Origin of the sequence: Micromonospora lutea, assembly GCF_016863535.1 — a bacterium.
GTDB lineage: Bacteria > Actinomycetota > Actinomycetes > Mycobacteriales > Micromonosporaceae > Micromonospora > Micromonospora lutea.
The window spans coordinates 194,875-210,916 of the sequence record NZ_BOPB01000002.1 but is presented as its reverse complement, the minus strand read 5'-3'; the positions used below and the strand labels follow the sequence as shown (position 1 = coordinate 210,916).

Sequence of the window (16,042 nt, the reverse complement as noted above, 5' to 3'; positions counted from 1 at the left end):
GAGTCAGCCGGTGGCCGCCTGCGCCCGCAGCATCGCCGCCTTCTGGCCGGGCTCGAAGCCCGGGCCCACCCCGTCGAAGATGATCGCCGAAGCGTCGATGTGCCGCGTCCGCAGCGGCAGGATCTCCTGGTACGCCGGCGAGTCGTACCAGGCGTGCGCCTGCTGGCGGTCGGGGAACTCAAGGACGACCACGCTGCCCGGCCACTCGCCCTCGCGTACCTCCACCTCCGGGCCGTGCGCCAGGAACCGGCCACCGAAGGGCTCCAGGGTGGCCTGGATCCGCTCCAGGTAGGTCAACACGTCCTCGTTGATCTGCGGGTTCCGCAGATGCGCCAGTGCGAAGGCAGGCATCCTTCGTCCTCCCCGACATCGTCCCGTCCGTCGCAGTCGGGCAACGCCACCGACCGGTCAGCCACCGGGCTGCTCTTCCGCCCGCCGTCAGCGTAACGCGACGGCCTGGAGGCCGACGTTGCCACAGTGCGGGGTGAAGCTCTCCTCCACCGTCCAGCTGAGCAGCAGTCGGGTGCCCCTCGGAGCCTGGAACCGGATGGTCGCGCCAGTGGACTGACTGGTGTGCCGTTCCTCCAGCCGCAGGGTGCGGCGCGGGCCGCCGTCGCCCAGCCGCGCCTCCAGCCGGCCCCGGGCCATCCACACACCGAGGTAGACGATGACCGTACGCGGTTGGCCGTCGGCGACGACCGCGAGGCTGAAGCCGTTGCCCTCCCCGCAGGTGTAGACCCCGTCGGGCGTGGCGTCGGTGGACCGCACCGGCGTGCCGTCGCGCCACCGGAACAGCTCCTGGTTGCCGTCCCAGCCGCTCCGCTCGCCCCGAACGTCCAGGTCACGGATCTCGGCGGTGCCGTTGCGCTTGCGCACCGTTGTCCGGGCACCGCGCAGTCCCCAGTGCACCCAGTCGCGGTCACCGACCCGGGTCAGGTTCACCGTCTCCGGGATGTCCGACCGATCGACGGTGAGCAGCATCGACGCGGCAGGTGGGGTGGCGGAGGTGCGGCTGGGCGTAGGGACCGGACTGGGGCTCGGTGAGCGTTCCCGGGGGCGCAAGCCGGGCACGGCCGGCGCACTGGGCCCGCCGCTGGGCAGGCTCGGGCGTCCGACCACCGCGGGCAGGCCATCCGGCTCGGCCGGCTGCTCCGGTGTCGGCTCCGACCACCAGTGCACGTACCCGACCAGGGCGAGCAGGCCGGCCAGGGCGGCGATCCCCTCCACGGCCCAGCGGCGACGCCTGCGGGTCCGGGCCAGCCGACGGGCGGCCCGGGTCTCCTGGTCCTCGCCGGAAGGCTGTCGGATCGCCGGTACGCGGTGCCCGGGGGCTCGGCCGCGAGCTGCCCGTGGGGGGTTCTCCTCCGCCACCGACTCTCCACTTCTGCCGGACCGGACTCGCACCGGCACGCTGCGCCCCGGATGCGTGGACGCCTCACCCTGGCATCGCCGGGGCCCCCCGCGCTAGGGCGCGGGTCGAAGTCCCTGGCCGCCGCAGGTGCACGGTGCGGACGGCTCAGTCGCGGATGTCGAAGCCGAGGGCCCGGGCGATGGTCGCCGCCTGCATCATGTCAATGACCGTCTCGGCGCGGTGCACCGTGGTCGGGTCCAGCCCGGTCAGATCGCTGGCCCGCAGGTCCACACCAGACAGTCGAGCTCCGCGCCACTGCGCGTCGGACAGATCGCACCCGGTCAGCACCGCACCCGTCAGGTCGGCCCCGGACAGGTCGGTCTCGCGCATTCGTACGCCGGTGAACCGCGCGCCGCGCAGGTCGCCACCGGCGAGAGTGAGGAACGACCAGTCACCCCCGGCCACGGTCAACGGCCGCAGATCGCAACGGTCGAAGGTGCTGCCCACCAGCTTGCAGCCGGTGAACTCCGCCTCGAAGAGGTTGCACCGGGTGAAGACGCAGCGGGTGAAGGCCGAGTCGGTGTGCCGGGAGACGTTGAACGCCACGTCGCCGAAGGTGCAGCCCTCGAAGACCGCACCCCGGCTGGTCGCCTCGGTGAGATCCACCCGGTGGAAGCTGCAGTTGACGAAGTGTCGGTCGGCCAGGTCCTCGGCATACCAGTCCTCGTCCCGGAAGGTGGCGTCCTCGGTCAACTCCGGCATGCCCGCAGGGTAACCAGTGAGCCCGACAAGACGCCTTCCCGCCGCGCATACCGGCCGGTAGGTTCCCTGGGGTGAACATCGCACCCCGCATCGAGGCGAAGCAGGTCGGATTCGATCCGACGCGGCTGGCCCGGATCGACGAACACTTCGCCAGATACGTCGACGCCGGCCGGCTGGCCGGCTGGCAGGCGGTGGTCACCCGACGCGGGGAGATCGCGCACAGTTCGACGTACGGCCTGCGGGACCGCGAGGCTGGCACGCCGGTACAGCCGGACACCCTGTGGCGGATCTACTCCATGACGAAGCCGATCACCTCGGTCGCGGCGATGATGCTGTGGGAGGAGGGCCACTTCGAGCTGACCGACGAGATCGGGCGCTGGTTGCCCGAGTTCGCCGAGATGCGGGTCTACGCGAAGGGTTCGACGCTCAAGCCGTACACCGTGCCGGCGATCGAGCCGATCCGGATCTGGCATCTGCTCACCCACACCGCCGGGCTGACCTACGGCTTCATGCAGACCTCGGTGGTCGACGGGCTGTACCGGGCCGCCGGCTACGACCTCTATCCGCCGGCCGAGGTCGACCTGGCCGAGGCATGCCGGGTCTTCGGCGAGCTGCCGCTGCTGTTCCAGCCCGGCACCGCCTGGGGCTACTCGGTCGCCACCGACGTGCTCGGCCGGCTGATCGAGGTGGTCTCCGGGCAACGCCTGGACACCTTCCTGACCGAACGGATCCTGCGTCCGCTGGGCATGGCCGACACCTGCTGGCACGTCGAGGGCGCCGACGCCGAGCGGCTGGCCGCGCTCTACGTACCGGACCCGACCTCCGGTCGCGCGGTGCGTCACGACGCGCTCGGCGCGCTGGCGTACGAGAAACCGGCGCTGCTCTCCGGCGGCGGTGGGCTGATCTCGTCGGCCGCCGACTACCACCGCTTCACCCAGTTGCTGCTGCGTGGGGGTGAGCTGGACGGCACGCGTCTGCTCGGTCCCCGCACGGTGCGGTTCATGACGCGCAACCACCTGCCCGCCGACCGGGACCTGGGCACCCTGTCCACCGGCGGGTTCGCCGAGACCAACCTCGACGGCATCGGGTTCGGCCTCGGCTTCGCGGTCGTCGACGACCCGGTACCGAGCCGGGTGCCGAGCAGCGTCGGCGAGTACTACTGGGGCGGCGTGGCGAGCACGGCGTTCTGGGTCGACCCGGTCGAAGAGATCACCGCCATGTTCTTCACCCAGCTGATGCCGTCGAGCACCTGGCCCATCCGCCCACAGTTACGCCAACTGGTCTACTCGGCGTTGGTCGACTGAGCGCCGGGATTCCCGTTCCACCGACGACCGGCGGGCGCGCTCCCTAGCCTGGGAGGCGTGAGCGAGCGGGCGAACCAGCAAGCGCCGCGGCGGGCGCCTCGCGCCGACGCAGCGCGGAGTGGGCGGCGGCGTGAGTGACATCGTCGTGTTCGGTGCGGCCGGCACCGCAGGTTCGCGGATCGCCAAAGAGGCGTTCGACCGCGGGCACCGGGTGGTGGCCGCGGTACGCCGCCCCGAGGCGGACGCGTCGTACCTGCCGGCCGGGATTCGGGTCGTCACCGGGGACGCGACAAGTGCGCGGAGCGTGCGGGAGCTGGCCCCGGAGGCGGACGCGCTGGTGCTGGCGATCGGCGGCGGCAGTCGTACGCTGTGGGCCGACGCGGCGCGGACGGTGCTCGACGCGTTGCGCGGGATGCCGGCGGCGCCCCGGGTGATCCATGTCGGCGGCGGTGCCACCCTGCTCACTCCCGCGGGCACCCGGTTGCTGGACGAACCGGACTTTCCCGATGAGTACCGCGACTCCGCGTTGGGGCAGGCGGCGGCCCTGGACCTCTACCGTTCCTCGGCCGACGGGGTGACCTGGACGTATCTCTCGCCGCCACCGCTGGAGTTCCACCCCGGTGAACGCACCGGCCGGTACCGCACCGGCACCGATCAGCCGGTGACCGACCCGCAGGGCCGCAGCGTGCTCAGCTACGAGGATCTCGCGGTCGCGGTGGTCGACGAGATCGAGAACGGACGCTTCCGGAACATGCGCTTCACCGCCGCGTACTGATCTCTGATCTTGAGCAAGGGCAGCCAGTGCGGTGTCCAGAAACGTTCACCGGGCCGCACCGGGCCGCGACACCGCCCACGTTCCTGGACACCGCACTAGCCGGATAGATTCGAGTCTCTGTGATCCGGGCGTCACACCCCTGACGCCCGGATCGGACCTCGAATCAGGAGGGCGCCGTCTTGGCTTCGTTCGACGACACCGTGACTTCACCGCACGAATCGTCCCGCCGCACTGGATCAGGCTCACTCAACCGGCGGCGGATGTTGACCGTCGCCCTCGGTGGCGCCGCCACCGTGGCCCTGCCCGCCCCCGTCTGGGCGGCCGACGACCACCGCCCGGGCGCACACCGGCCGCCGGCCCTGACCCCACCGGACCGGGTCGTCGTGGCGCAGCTGTCGGCGAGGCGCGCCCTGCAACACCTGAAGGTGCTCTCCGAGGACATCGGGCCACGTATCGGCGGCACCGACTCGGAGCGCCGGGCCGCGCACTACCTCGCCGGCCAGCTCGACAAGCTGCGCTACGACACCACCCTGCAACCCTTTCCCGTCGCGGACAAGTTCCTCGCCCAGCTCAGCTCGCCGGCCGGGCTTCCCACGGACCTGAACTGGCAGGCCGGGGCGAGCGGGCAGGCCGCGTTGGACACCCGGGTCACCGCGACCGTGGTCGACGTCGGTGCGGGTACGCCCGGCGACTATCCCGCGGACGTCACCGGCAGGATCGTGCTGGTCGACTATGTCGCGGCCCAGCGCGAGCAGCTCGCCGCCACCGCCGTGGCGGCCGGAGCAGCGGCAGTGGTCTTCCTCCCGGCCGACCTGGTGGAGCCTCGTCGGGCCTCGGCGTTCTCCCCCACCCTGCCCGGTTCGGCCGCCGCGCCGCTGCCGATCCCGGTCGTCGGGGTGGCCCAGGCGCAGAAGCACCGGCTGCGCGCGCTGCTGGCCGCCGGCCCCCTCACCCTGACCATCGCCACCACCGCCCACCGGGGATTGACCTCGCACAACGTGCTGGCGGAGCGACGCGGTCGCGCGGGCGGCAACGGTCCGGTGGTCATGGTCAGCGCCCACTACGACTCGGTCATCGGCGCACCCGGCGCCAACGACGACGGCTCGGGCACGGTGCTCTGCCTGGAACTGGCTCGGGTGCTGAAGGCGGTGCCGATCGACGCCACGGTGCGGTTCGCCCTGTGGGGCTCGGAGGAGCAGGGCCTGATCGGTTCGCGCTACTACGTGGCCCAGTTGCCGCAGCCCGAGCGGGACCGGATTATCGCCGTCTACCAGAACGACATGGTCGCCACCAGCTGGGACCCGGCGACCCGGTACTGGCTGTTGTCCTTCACCGGCGAGAGCAACCGGGCCACCGACGAGGTCACCGCCGCCGCCCGGCGGCTCGGCTACGAGCCGCAGATCTCGCCGGTCACCCAGCGCGGCGCCAGCGACCACCAGTCGTTCCAGGAGGTCGGCATCGCCAGCGCGAACTTCTCCTGGCGTGGTGAGGAGTCACCGGCGCTGCTGGAGCCGCCGTACCACAGCCCGGAGGACACCATCGCCAAGAACATCAGCCTGGAACGGCTCCAGGTGTCGATGGAACTGATCGGCTGCGCCACGTACGCGACGGCCCGGCGCTGATCCCGGGTGGGGCGCGGCACCGGCCGCGCCCCACACCCGGTCAAGGCGGTACGGGCTCCGGGCAGGTCGCCGGCCGTTTCCGTCGGCGTTCAGACGTGCTGGCCGGCGGAGGGCTGGCTGGGCACGCGGGGGCGCATCGACGGTCGCCAGGCGCGGCCGTTGGCGTAGATGATCCGGAAACCCAGGTACGACGCGAGCGGTGCCCAGTGCGCCGAGCCCATCCGCAGTTCGGCAGCGTTGTGCCGGCGGCCGTTGGCGAGCACGTCGAGCAGGACCGTCTCGAACGCCGCCGACTCGACCCAGTCCACCTCTCGGGTGAAGCCGCAGATCAACGCGGCCCCGGTGACGTCGAGGAAGTCCCGCAGCACTGACTCCGGGGTGCGCAGCACCGAGCAACTGCCGAAGTAGAGGCGTCGCCCCTCGCAGCGCCCGGCCATCAGGTCGGCCACCTCGGCGAGTTCCACGGAGTGCCAGTCAGTCAGGCACAGCCGGTTCGGTTCGCCGTGCATGGCGAAGAAGCCCAGTCGGTGATCGGCGTACTGCTTCAGCAGCCAACGGTCGATGAAGTAGAACAGCTCGTCCCGGGTGGCCGCGTCCTTGTGGATGAAGCGGACCTTGCCCAGCCGTTCGAGCAGTTCCAGGGTGGGCAGCACGGATCCGCGCTCGTTGAGATCGCGGTGCCACTGACCCTCGACACAGAAGATGCCACCACGCGCCACGTCGACCTCCCCGTCGTCGCCCGCGCTGACGTTACCGGGCCGCCAGGCCCGGAGAACATCACCCTCCGTGTCACCAGTTGCGACATTCCGCGCCGGAATGGCTCGTCTAGGGCGCCTCGCCGCCGATTGCCGGATTCGCAAACGCCCCTAATTCTCAGGTAATGCTCAGGTACAGCGAATTGTGAGGACAATTCTCGTTAATCGCCGCCAACCGACTGCTCCGGTGCGAGGGTGGATCCACGGGACAGCCCGGTCGAAGTCCCGGATGCCACCCCATTCACTCTCCTATCGGGAGGACTTCTGTGCGCGTACACACCTTGAAACGGGCAGTCGTCGCCCTCGCCCTGGCCCTGCCGGGCGCCGCGATCGCCTCGGTGGTCGCCGCGCCAGCGGCCCATGCCGACGGCTGCTACACCTGGGACCGAACCCTCTACCAGGGGCGCTCCGGCAGCGACGTACGTGAGCTGCAACTACGGATGGCCGGCTGGGCCGGCAACAACAACATCGTGGAACTCGACGGGCGGTACGGCCCGAAGACCGCCGCCGCGGTCCGCCGCTTCCAGGCCGCGTACGGCATCCGGGTCGACGGAATCGCCGGGCCACAGACGTTCCGGAAGCTGTACCAGATCCAGGACGACAACTGCACGCCCCGGCACTTCAGCTACCGCGAGATGGACGACGGCTGCGGCGGCAGTGGGTGGAACGGCGGCCCCCTGAGCGCCGCACAGACCCGCCAGAGCGCCCTGCGCACCATGTGGAAGCTGGAAGCGCTGCGCAAGAGCCTCGGCGACAAACCGCTGATCGTGACCAGCGGATTCCGCAGCCGCGCCTGCAACAGCCAGGTGGGCGGGGCGTCGGACAGCCAGCACCTCTACGGCAACGCCGCCGACCTCGTCTCACGCGACAAGTCGCTGTGCCAGATCGCTCGCCAGGCCCGCAACCACGGCTTCAGCGGCATCATCGGGCCCGGCGTGGCCGGGCACAACACCCACGTCCACGTCGACTCGCGGCGGGAGAACAACCAGGACCGCAGCACGAACAACACCTACTGGGCGGCACCCGACTGCGGAATCCCGGCCGGAAACCGCTGAGGCACGACGCATCGCGACGCCGGCCCGGGCGTGGGCGGGGGAAGGACCGCGCATTCCGGGCCGGCGTCGTACCGTCGGGCGAGCCCGCTCAGCTCGCCCGCGGCCAGCGCGGCGCGGTGGCGGGGGGTGCCACCGGCCGGCTGGAACCGGGCGCCCGAACGCCGGTACGCGCGGCGGGGGCGGCCACTCGGGGCACCGGGCCCCGCGCCGGGTATCCGGCGACGCGATCGGGTCGGGTCGGATGACCGGCGGCCCGAGGGGGGTACCCGGCGGCACGGTCGGCGCCCGCCGGCCGCGCGGCAGGAGTACGTCCCGTCGACGGCCCGTTGATCAGGAACGGGAACGGCACGTGCACGAACGGATTGCCGTGCCGGATCAGGGCGTCGAGCTGTCGCTCGTTGAGCCCGTGGTCCAGCAGCACCCGCCGACCCCAACGATGCAGCCGGCAGGGGAACCGGGCACCGTCGTTGCGGCACAGCGCCCCGGACGGCCACTCCTCGGCCGCGTGCACGACCACCGCCCGGACGGCCAACCGGACGTCCTCAGGGGTCAACGGCGTCGGGACCGGCAACTCGCCCAGAATCTGATCGATGGGATCCGTCGACTGCTCATCAACTCGCACGGCCAGACCTCCCGCAGCTCCGGTAGCGGTGCGCTTGAGCACCGCACCTCAAGCAGTGGTACGGCCACCGGAGCGGGATGGTTCAAAACCGATTTCAAACCAGCCCGGCGTCGTGTACGAGCAGCGCCACCTGCACCCGGTTGTTGAGCCCGAGACGGGTCAGCAGTCGGGAGACGTACGCCTTGACGGTGGCCACGCTCATGTACAACTCGGCGGCGATCTCGGCGTTGGTGCGCCCCATGCCCAGAGCCAGGGCGACGGCCCGTTCCCGCTCAGTCAGGCCCTCGATCAGCCGCGCGGCCCGGTCCCGACGCGGATCAGCCACCGGTCCCGCCGTGACGTGCTCGATCAGCGTCCGGGTCACCGTCGGCGACAGGGTCGCCTCGCCGGCCGCCACCCGGCGCACCGCCCGGACGATCTCCCCCGGCGGGGTGTCCTTCAGCAGGAACCCGCTGGCACCGGCCCGCAGCGCCCGCAGGACGTGCTCGTCGGCGTCGAAGGTGGTCAGCACGAGCACCTCCGGCGGCTGGGGCAGCGCACGCAGTGCCTCGGTCGCGGCCAGCCCATCCAGCCGGGGCATCCGGATGTCCATCAGCACCACATCCGGCCGGCACGCGGCAACGGCCCGGACGACCTCGATGCCGTCGGCCGCCTCGCCGACCACGTCCAGATCAGGCGTGCCGCCGAGGATCATCGACAGTCCGGCGCGTACCAGCGCGTCATCGTCCACGATCAGGATCCGGACCGGACGCTCCTCGTTCGCCGGCGACCCTGTACCGGCGGCCGGCGCCACACCGCTCTCAGCGCCGGCGGCCGGCAGCGGGCCGGTCATGTCGCCGGCCACGGCAACCAGGCGGCGAGTCGGAAGTCGCCCCGCTCGTCGCGTCCGTGCTCCAGCCGGCCACCGGCCAGGGTGACCCGCTCCCCGATGCCGATCAGGCCGGTGCCGGTGCCCGGGATGGCCAACGCGGCGGGCTCGCCCACCGGCCAACGGTTGCGGATCTCCACGCTCAACCCGTCAGCGGGAGCACCGCCGATCTCCACGGTGACGGCGGCCCCGGGAGCGTGCTTGCGGGCGTTGGTGAGCCCCTCCTGGACGATCCGGTAGACGCTGCGACCGACGGCCACCGGCAGCAGGTCCGGTGCGCGGACCTGCTCGCGCAGGTCGACACGGACCCCGGCGGCCCGGGACTCGGAGATCAACCCGGGCAGGTCGTCGAGGGTGGGCTGGGGCCGTTCCGGCTCGTCGGAGAGGGAGATCTCGGCCCGGAGCACGCCGATCACCTTGCGCAGGTCCTGGAGGGCGGCGTGGGCGCTGCCCCGGATCACCCCGGCCGCCCGAGCCACCTCCTGCGCGGGGGCGTCGGGGCGGAACTCCAGCGCCCCGGCGTGCAGGCTGAGCAGCGAGATCCGGTGGGCGAGCACGTCGTGCATCTCCCGGGCGATGCGGGTGCGCTCCAACTGTCGGGCCTGGGCGACCCGTAGCTGCTGCTCGGCCTCGGCCCGCTCGGCCCGCTCCCGCAGCGACAGCACCAGCTGCCGGCGCGCCCGGACGAACATCCCCCAGGCCAGCACCAGCAGGGTGAAAACCACGCCCCAGGCGGTGGAGACCCAGTACGGGTTGCCAGGCTCGGGCCGCAGCAGGGCGAAGAACATGTTGGTGACCAGCCCGCCCGCGGTGATCGCCAGCGCGATCGCCGTCCGGCGGTGCACCACCACCGTGAAGTAGATGATCAGCAGTGGGACGGCGGCCGTCATCGAGAACATCGTCAGCGGCAGCGTCACCAACGCCAGCCCCACCGGCCAGCGCCGCCGCCACCAGAGCGCCACCACGCAGGCCAGGCCGAGCAGTGCGTCGGCGAGGATCATCCACTCGTACGGCAGCCGTTCGGCGAGGATCGGGGCCGGGCTGGCGGCGTCGAAGGTGACCAGCGTCACCCAGGCGAGTGAAGCCAGGAAGCAGAAGCTGTCGACCAGCCAGTCGCGGGTGGTGCGTCGGGGTCGTCGATCTTGCCCGGTGGTGCCCAGCGCCCCGGGCAGCAGACCCGGGTGATCAAGGACGACGACGCTGGTCACAGGCGTAATGGTAGGCAGCCGCCGGGGTGACCGACCAGCTACCAAAGTCGAGACCTGAACGTCGACCTTGGTCGAGCGGCGGCAGACCGACGGCCGCTGCGGATGGCCGGCCGGCTCGGACACGCTGCCCCTATGATCGCCGTACAGCAGCTCACCAAACGGTACGGACGGCACACCGCCGTCGAGGACGTGTCGTTCCACTGCGAGCCGGGCACGGTCACCGGTTTCCTCGGCCCCAACGGGGCTGGCAAGTCCACCACGATGCGCATGATCTGCGGGCTCACCCCGCCGACCTCCGGTGCCGCCACGGTCGACGGCCGCCCCTACCGGCAACTGCCCAACCCTGGCCGCACGGTCGGCGTACTCCTGGACGCCTCCGCCCAGCATGCCGGCCGGACCGGCCGGGAGACGCTGACCGTGGCCGCCGCCACGATGGGCGTGAACCGACGCAGGGTCGACGAGGTGCTCGACCTGGTCGGGCTGGGGCCGGCCGCCGCCCGACGCCGGGTGCGCGCCTACTCGCTGGGCATGCGACAGCGGCTCGGCCTGGCACACGCGCTGCTCGGTGACCCTCGGGTGCTGGTGCTCGACGAGCCGGCCAACGGGCTGGACCCGGAGGGCATCTTCTGGATGCGCGGCCTGCTCCGAGACTTCGCCGACCGGGGCGGCACCGTGCTGCTCTCCAGCCACCTGCTGCGCGAGGTGGAGGCGGTCGCGGACCGGCTGGTGGTGATCGGGGGCGGCCGGATCGTGGCCCAGGGAGACAAGGACGACCTGCTGGCCGGCGCGGGCACCGTGGTACGCGCCCGCGACGGTGCCGCGTTGCGGGCCGCGCTGCACCGAGCCGGCCTGACGGTCAGCGACAACTCCGAAGGGCTGCTGGTCAGCGCCGACACCGACGCGGTCGGTGAGGTCGCCCTGGCCGCCGGGGTGGCCCTCACCGAACTGCGTCCGGCTGGCGGAGGTGGCCTGGAGCAGCTGTTCCTCGCCCTGACCGCCGCCGCGCCCGCCACCGCCATCGCCGAGCCGGCCGGGGAGGTCGTCCGATGACCATCGTCAGCACCGCACCAGAGACCACCCCGGGGCACCGCTCGGGCGCGCCCCAGCCGTCGTTGGCCCGGCTGACCGTCGTGGAACTGCGCAAACTCGTCGACACCCGGGCCGGGCGCTGGTTGCTGATCATCATCGGCCTGCTCAGCGCCGCCGTCGTCGCGCTCCTCCTGGTGTACGCCGAAGCGCCGGAACAGACCTTCACCACCTTCTACGTCACCGCGCTGCTGCCGGTCGGGGTGCTGCTGCCGGTGCTGGGCATCCTGTCGATCACCAGCGAGTGGTCGCAACGCACCGCGCTGACCACATTCGCCCTGGTACCCCGGCGGGAGCGGGTGATCGCCGCCAAGCTCGTCGCGGTGGTGCTGGCGGCGTTCGGGGCGGTCCTGGCCAGCCTGGCGTTCGCCGCCGCCGGCACGGCGATCGCCGGCGCCACGGGAGGCGCGGGCACCTGGCAGGTCGAGGGGGCCCTGGTGGCGCACAGCGTGGTGTTCCAGGTGGCGAGCGTGCTGATGGGGGCGGCGTTCGGACTGCTGCTGCTGAACACCCCGTTGGCCATCGTGGCCTACCTGGTGCTGCCGATCGTCTGGTCGATCGTCGGGGAACTGGTCCGGCCGCTGCACCGCGCGGCCGAGTGGCTGGACACCGGCCGAACCATGGAGCCGCTGTTCACCGCCGAGGTGACCGCCGGACAATGGCAACGACTCGCGGTGTCGCTGCTGCTGTGGATGGTCGTGCCGCTGGTCGCCGGGATGATCCGCACCATGCGGCGGGAGGTGGCGTGAGGGCGTACGGGAAGCCGACAGTGGTCAGCGGTGGCCTCACCGAACTGGTCGTGCTCTGGGGCGGGATCCCGCTGCTCGGCGGCGCGCTGGGTGGGTTGCTGGTGGCCGGGGCAGGCTGGGTGGCAGGCCTGCCGTGGGCACCGGCGCAGGGCCTGTTCCGTGCGGTTGACGGGCTACCCGACCAGTACGCGATACCCGGCGGAGTGGGCGTCGGCGTCCTAGTCGGGCTGGTGATCGCCGTCATCGGCACCAACGAGCGGGTAGCCGTGACGGTGTCCGGCACCGAGGTCCAGGTCCGGGAGGGCAGTTCCGAGCGGGTGATCAGCCGGCGGGACACCCGGGTGGTGTTCCTGGACGGCAAGAACCTGGTGCTGCTCGACGCGGACGACGCCGAATTGGTTCGGCAACCCAACGACCTGCCGGCCAAGCGGCTGGCCGAAGCCTTCCGGGAGCACGGCTGGCCGTGGGCGGAGGCGGATCCGCACGGCGAGGCGTACCGGCTCTGGGTGCCCGACCTACCCGGCTTGCCGGCCGGCGCGGACGCGTTGCTGCGTGCCCGGCGGGAGGCGCTGGAGCGTGACCGGAACGATGAGGTCCGGGAACTGCGGAAGGAACTGTCCCGCTACGGGGTGGTGGTCCGTGACGCCGGCAAGCGGCAGCACGTCCGGCTGACCCGCCGCGCCGCACTGCCCGACTGACCCGAACGGGCCGGACCCCGGAAACAGGGGTCCGGCCCGCCTGGCGGATGGCTGATTACCGCCAGTGGTGCCCGTGGCCGTGCTTGTGGCCGTGACCGTGCTTGTGGCCGTGGCCGTGCTTGCCCTTGCCCTTGCCCTTGCCGGGCGTCGTCACACCGTTCACCTTCGAGGTGTCGTACGCGAAGGTGATCACCGAGGCGGCGATCGCGTCGGAGTTCACGTCCAGCGCGTAGACGTTCACGTTGCCCTGGAGCTTGTACTTCTTGCCCAACGCCTGGTAGGTCGCGGCGTCGGCCCCGTCGGCGACTGGAGTACGGCTGTCGCACGCCTGGTGGTAGCAGGGGTCGTAGGCAACCCCGGCCAAACCACCGAAGAGCGCGGCCTCGGCTTCCGTCTTGACGCCCTCAGCCCCGGTGAACAGGCCACCGGCCGGAATATCCACACCGGCGGCGATGAACGCCCCGTAGTCCGAGCGGCCGGAGAAGTCGGACGCCACGGTGGGCAGCTTGCGAGAGGCGAAGAACCGCTCGAACACCTTCTCGATCTCCGCCGAGCCCTCCGGACCCGGGCCGGAGCCCTCCTGCGCCGAGTCGTCGCCGTCGTACACCCCGAACACGTAGTTCGGTGAACCGACCATGTCGAAGTTGAGGTAGAGCGCGATGTCCGCGATCTGCTGCTCGGTCAGGCTGTCCACGTAGTACTGCGAGCCGACCAGGCCCGCCTCCTCCGCGCCCCACCACGCGAAGCGGACGGCGTTCTTCGGCTTCACCTTCGCCATCTGCAGCGCCACCTCAAGCAGCGCCGCGCTGCCGGTGCCGTTGTCGTTGTAGCCCGGCCCGGCCGGGTCCGAGTCGAGGTGCGCGCCGGCCATGACCACGTTGTCGGTCCGGCCGTGCCGGGTCTGCGCGAAGACGTTCTCGGTGCTACGGATCTCCGACGTGGTGTCGGCCTCGATCCGCACCACCAGGCCGGCGGTGGCCGCGAACTGCTCACCGGTGCCGTACGACACGGAGACGGTCGGGATGCCGACCGGTGCGCCGAGGGTGCCGGCGAACAGGTCGTAGCGGTCCGCGTTGGCCTCCGGCGTACCGTTGCCCTGGTTCATGATGATCGCGCCGATGGCACCGGCGGCCTCGGCGTTGACGACCTTGTCACCGAACGCGCAGGTGCCCCGCTGCAGCAGCGCGATCTTGCCGGTGACGTCGACGTTGTCGAAGTCGGTCGCCTCGCAGCCGGAGGACGAGGCGCGCGGCGGTTCGAGAGCGAGGTCGACCGGGACGACCAGTCCCTCCGCGGTGCCGTCACCGGAGTAGTCCATCAACTCGTAGTCGACGCCGTCGGTGTACGTGGTCGCGTTCGGTGCCACCTGGGCGAACGACGAACCGAACTCCTCGTAGAACGCGAAGTCGAACTGCTGCCGGGTCACCTGGTAGCCGGCCTTCTTCAACAGCTTGGCCACGTAGTCGGCGCTGGCGTCGTAGCCCGGGGTGCCGGAGGCGCGGGTGCCGGCGTTGGCGTCGGCGATGGCCTGGAACTTGTCGAGGTGCTTGAGCACCCCCTTGACCGTCACCGCCTTGGTCAGCTTTTTGACCGAGTTGTTGTTCGGGCTGGCCAACGCCGGGCTTACCAGCGCTGTCGTGCCCAAGAGCGTGCCGGCTGCGATGGCGGCGAGCACTTTCCTACCGGAGAAAGGCACCACGATGTGCCACGTCCTTCCTCTATGGATGTCCGGCTCCCTTACCCCCGTACGCCGGACGTCCCGCTATCCTGATACATCTCTATGCCAGCGCAAAGGGCCTGATCAGCCGATACGAAACGACGTTTGGTCGTTACTCTCCGTGGCTGCACCCGGCGTCGGCAATTGCCCGACTCGACCGGATTGCCCGTCGTGGTCGCAGCCGCCACGGACCACGACGGCCACGGGCGGTGGTGATGGTGGTACGCGCAGCAGGATGATCGACTTTCCGCCGGACGGCCCGCTACCGTCAGTCGTCTTGGGGAGGTACGTCGATGTACATCGTGTCCGTGATCAACTACAAGGGTGGGGTCGGCAAGACCACAGTGACCGCCAACCTCGGTGCCGAACTGGCCAACCGGGGGATGAAGGTGCTGCTCATCGACCTCGACCCGCAGGCGAGCCTGACCTTCGGCTTCTACGACCCGGACGACTGGCGGGAACGGCTGCGCGACAACCGGACCGTGAAACGCTGGTACGACGGCCTGCGCGAGGGCAGCCCATCGGTCACCCTCGGTGATCTGGTGGTGTCGCCCGGCCCGGCGAACGCCCGGCTCACCGGCGCCGGACGCCTCGACCTGATCGCGTCTCATCTGCAACTGGTGGACATCGACCTGGCCCTGGCCCGCAGCGTCGCCGGTGGCGAAGAGTACGACGCCGAACTGTTCCGGGTCCGTGGTTCCCTCGCCGAGGGACTGCTCGCCGACGGGCTCGACCCGTACGACATGGTGCTGATCGACTGCCCGCCGAACTTCAACGTGGTCACCCAGTCCGCCATCATCGCCAGCGACCACCTGGTCATTCCGGCCAGGGCCGACTACCTGAGCACGCTGGGCATCGACTACCTGCACGGCAACGTGCGGGAACTGGTCGAGCAGTACAACGCCGACGCCCGCCGGTTCGCCACCGTACGCCGGCACCAGAAGGTCGCGCCCGGCGTGGCCGGTGTGGTCTTCACGATGATCCAGTTGTTGTCGCAGCGACCCATCGCCACCCATCAGAGCTACATGGACCAGGTCCGCAACCTGGGCCTGCCGGTCTTCCCCACCGCACTCCGGGAGAACGTCACCCTCTACGCGACGAACACCCCGCGCGGCGTACCGGTGGTGCTGCGCGACCGGGTCACGGTGCCCGCCGTCCGCGACGAACTGCGTAACCTCGCCACCGAGTTCCTCGACCACCTGCAACCGGACCGGCAGCCGGCATGAGCGGTCGGGGCGACGTGACCGGCGCGGCCGGGCAGTTGGCGACGATGACCAGCCGCGCCGAGGGCACCGCGTACCTGGCCCCCTGGCCGCTTCGTGACCTGCGGGAGCTGGCTGCGGAGCTGGGGTTGCGCGGCGTCGGCGGGCTGCGCAAGGCGGACCTGGTCGAGCGGCTGGTCGAGCACACCATCGGCTACCGGCTCGCCTCCACCGCGCTGCGCCGCCGCTGATCCGGCACCGGTATGCC

17 protein-coding genes are annotated in these 16,042 nt (G+C 71.1%); 9 read left to right on the top strand and 8 right to left on the bottom strand.

Annotated features, from left to right (window positions below):
- Positions 1-3 precede the first annotated feature (3 nt).
- The 3 genes from Vlu01_RS02365 to Vlu01_RS02355 all read right to left on the bottom strand — a co-directional run bounded on the left by Vlu01_RS02365 (position 4) and on the right by Vlu01_RS02355 (position 2,113).
- Positions 4-351 (bottom strand): DUF1330 domain-containing protein, encoded by a 348-nt coding sequence (locus tag Vlu01_RS02365; protein ID WP_203992355.1) that lies wholly within the window; start codon positions 349-351, stop codon positions 4-6.
- A gap of 87 nt (positions 352-438) precedes the next feature.
- A complete protein-coding gene (locus tag Vlu01_RS02360) occupies positions 439-1,371 on the bottom strand; it encodes a hypothetical protein (RefSeq protein WP_239095645.1) in 933 nt (310 codons plus the stop codon).
- A gap of 145 nt (positions 1,372-1,516) precedes the next feature.
- On the bottom strand, positions 1,517-2,113 hold the full coding sequence (locus tag Vlu01_RS02355) for a pentapeptide repeat-containing protein (RefSeq protein ID WP_203992352.1): 597 nt from the start codon (positions 2,111-2,113) through the stop codon (positions 1,517-1,519).
- 71 nt (positions 2,114-2,184) lie between these two features.
- Between Vlu01_RS02355 and Vlu01_RS02350 the strand changes: the two genes are divergently transcribed.
- The 3 genes from Vlu01_RS02350 (at position 2,185) to Vlu01_RS02340 (ending at position 5,814) form a co-directional block, all read left to right on the top strand.
- Complete coding sequence (locus Vlu01_RS02350; RefSeq protein ID WP_203992349.1) at positions 2,185-3,417, top strand: serine hydrolase domain-containing protein; 1,233 nt, start codon at positions 2,185-2,187, stop codon at positions 3,415-3,417.
- A gap of 130 nt (positions 3,418-3,547) precedes the next feature.
- Entirely contained in the window at positions 3,548-4,192 is a 645-nt protein-coding gene (locus tag Vlu01_RS02345; RefSeq protein WP_203992345.1) for an NAD(P)-dependent oxidoreductase, read from the top strand.
- Positions 4,193-4,452: 260 nt separating this feature from the next.
- On the top strand, positions 4,453-5,814 hold the full coding sequence (locus Vlu01_RS02340; protein WP_239095644.1) for a M20/M25/M40 family metallo-hydrolase: 1,362 nt from the start codon (positions 4,453-4,455) through the stop codon (positions 5,812-5,814).
- Positions 5,815-5,903: 89 nt separating this feature from the next.
- Here the strand turns inward: Vlu01_RS02340 and Vlu01_RS02335 are convergent, their stop codons facing one another.
- Positions 5,904-6,533: a DUF6642 family protein gene (locus Vlu01_RS02335; RefSeq protein WP_203992343.1), complete on the bottom strand. Its 630-nt coding sequence runs from the start codon at positions 6,531-6,533 to the stop codon at positions 5,904-5,906.
- Positions 6,534-6,835: 302 nt separating this feature from the next.
- Here Vlu01_RS02335 and Vlu01_RS02330 point away from each other — a divergent pair, with 302 nt between their 5' ends.
- Positions 6,836-7,624: a D-Ala-D-Ala carboxypeptidase family metallohydrolase gene (locus Vlu01_RS02330; RefSeq protein WP_203992340.1), complete on the top strand. Its 789-nt coding sequence runs from the start codon at positions 6,836-6,838 to the stop codon at positions 7,622-7,624.
- An 88-nt stretch (positions 7,625-7,712) separates the two neighbouring features.
- On the opposite strand, the gene Vlu01_RS02325 is transcribed toward Vlu01_RS02330, so the two are convergent.
- The 3 genes from Vlu01_RS02325 to Vlu01_RS02315 all read right to left on the bottom strand — a co-directional run bounded on the left by Vlu01_RS02325 (position 7,713) and on the right by Vlu01_RS02315 (position 10,322).
- Positions 7,713-8,246, bottom strand: coding sequence for a hypothetical protein (locus tag Vlu01_RS02325; protein ID WP_203992332.1), 534 nt, complete (start codon positions 8,244-8,246; stop codon positions 7,713-7,715).
- Positions 8,247-8,340: 94 nt separating this feature from the next.
- Positions 8,341-9,099 (bottom strand): response regulator, encoded by a 759-nt coding sequence (locus tag Vlu01_RS02320; RefSeq protein ID WP_373307267.1) that lies wholly within the window; start codon positions 9,097-9,099, stop codon positions 8,341-8,343.
- On the bottom strand, positions 9,075-10,322 hold the full coding sequence (locus Vlu01_RS02315; RefSeq protein ID WP_203992330.1) for a sensor histidine kinase: 1,248 nt from the start codon (positions 10,320-10,322) through the stop codon (positions 9,075-9,077). The genes Vlu01_RS02320 and Vlu01_RS02315 overlap by 25 nt, the downstream gene beginning before the upstream one ends.
- 132 nt (positions 10,323-10,454) lie before the next feature.
- Here Vlu01_RS02315 and Vlu01_RS02310 point away from each other — a divergent pair, with 132 nt between their 5' ends.
- From Vlu01_RS02310 to Vlu01_RS02300, 3 genes are read left to right on the top strand one after another with little or no spacing between them, the layout of a single operon-like run.
- On the top strand, positions 10,455-11,372 hold the full coding sequence (locus tag Vlu01_RS02310) for an ABC transporter ATP-binding protein (protein ID WP_203992328.1): 918 nt from the start codon (positions 10,455-10,457) through the stop codon (positions 11,370-11,372).
- Positions 11,369-12,157 (top strand): ABC transporter permease, encoded by a 789-nt coding sequence (locus Vlu01_RS02305; protein ID WP_203992315.1) that lies wholly within the window; start codon positions 11,369-11,371, stop codon positions 12,155-12,157. The genes Vlu01_RS02310 and Vlu01_RS02305 overlap by 4 nt, the downstream gene beginning before the upstream one ends.
- Complete coding sequence (locus Vlu01_RS02300) at positions 12,154-12,855, top strand: YqeB family protein (protein ID WP_203992312.1); 702 nt, start codon at positions 12,154-12,156, stop codon at positions 12,853-12,855. The genes Vlu01_RS02305 and Vlu01_RS02300 overlap by 4 nt, the downstream gene beginning before the upstream one ends.
- 55 nt (positions 12,856-12,910) lie before the next feature.
- Here Vlu01_RS02300 and Vlu01_RS27890 read toward each other — a convergent pair whose 3' ends face one another.
- Positions 12,911-14,554: a M28 family metallopeptidase gene (locus Vlu01_RS27890; RefSeq protein WP_373307256.1), complete on the bottom strand. Its 1,644-nt coding sequence runs from the start codon at positions 14,552-14,554 to the stop codon at positions 12,911-12,913.
- 311 nt (positions 14,555-14,865) lie between these two features.
- Between Vlu01_RS27890 and Vlu01_RS02290 the strand changes: the two genes are divergently transcribed.
- Positions 14,866-15,798, top strand: a complete 933-nt coding sequence (locus tag Vlu01_RS02290) for a ParA family protein (protein ID WP_203992310.1) — start codon at positions 14,866-14,868, stop codon at positions 15,796-15,798.
- Positions 15,795-16,025 carry a Rho termination factor N-terminal domain-containing protein gene (locus Vlu01_RS02285; RefSeq protein WP_203992307.1) on the top strand — a complete coding sequence of 77 codons (231 nt, stop codon included), beginning with the start codon at positions 15,795-15,797 and terminating at the stop codon, positions 16,023-16,025. Before Vlu01_RS02290 ends, Vlu01_RS02285 begins: the two co-directional genes overlap by 4 nt.
- Positions 16,026-16,042 lie beyond the last annotated feature (17 nt).

Coding starts and splice junctions, on each gene's coding strand:
- Vlu01_RS02365 (WP_203992355.1), bottom strand. CDS start 351: ATGCCTGCCTTCGCACTGGCGCATCTGCGGAACCCGCAGATCAACGAG.
- Vlu01_RS02355 (WP_203992352.1), bottom strand. CDS start 2,113: ATGCCGGAGTTGACCGAGGACGCCACCTTCCGGGACGAGGACTGGTAT.
- Vlu01_RS02340 (WP_239095644.1), top strand. CDS start 4,453: ATGTTGACCGTCGCCCTCGGTGGCGCCGCCACCGTGGCCCTGCCCGCC.
- Vlu01_RS02310 (WP_203992328.1), top strand. CDS start 10,455: ATGATCGCCGTACAGCAGCTCACCAAACGGTACGGACGGCACACCGCC.
- Vlu01_RS02305 (WP_203992315.1), top strand. CDS start 11,369: ATGACCATCGTCAGCACCGCACCAGAGACCACCCCGGGGCACCGCTCG.
- Vlu01_RS02290 (WP_203992310.1), top strand. CDS start 14,866: ATGTACATCGTGTCCGTGATCAACTACAAGGGTGGGGTCGGCAAGACC.
- Vlu01_RS02285 (WP_203992307.1), top strand. CDS start 15,795: ATGAGCGGTCGGGGCGACGTGACCGGCGCGGCCGGGCAGTTGGCGACG.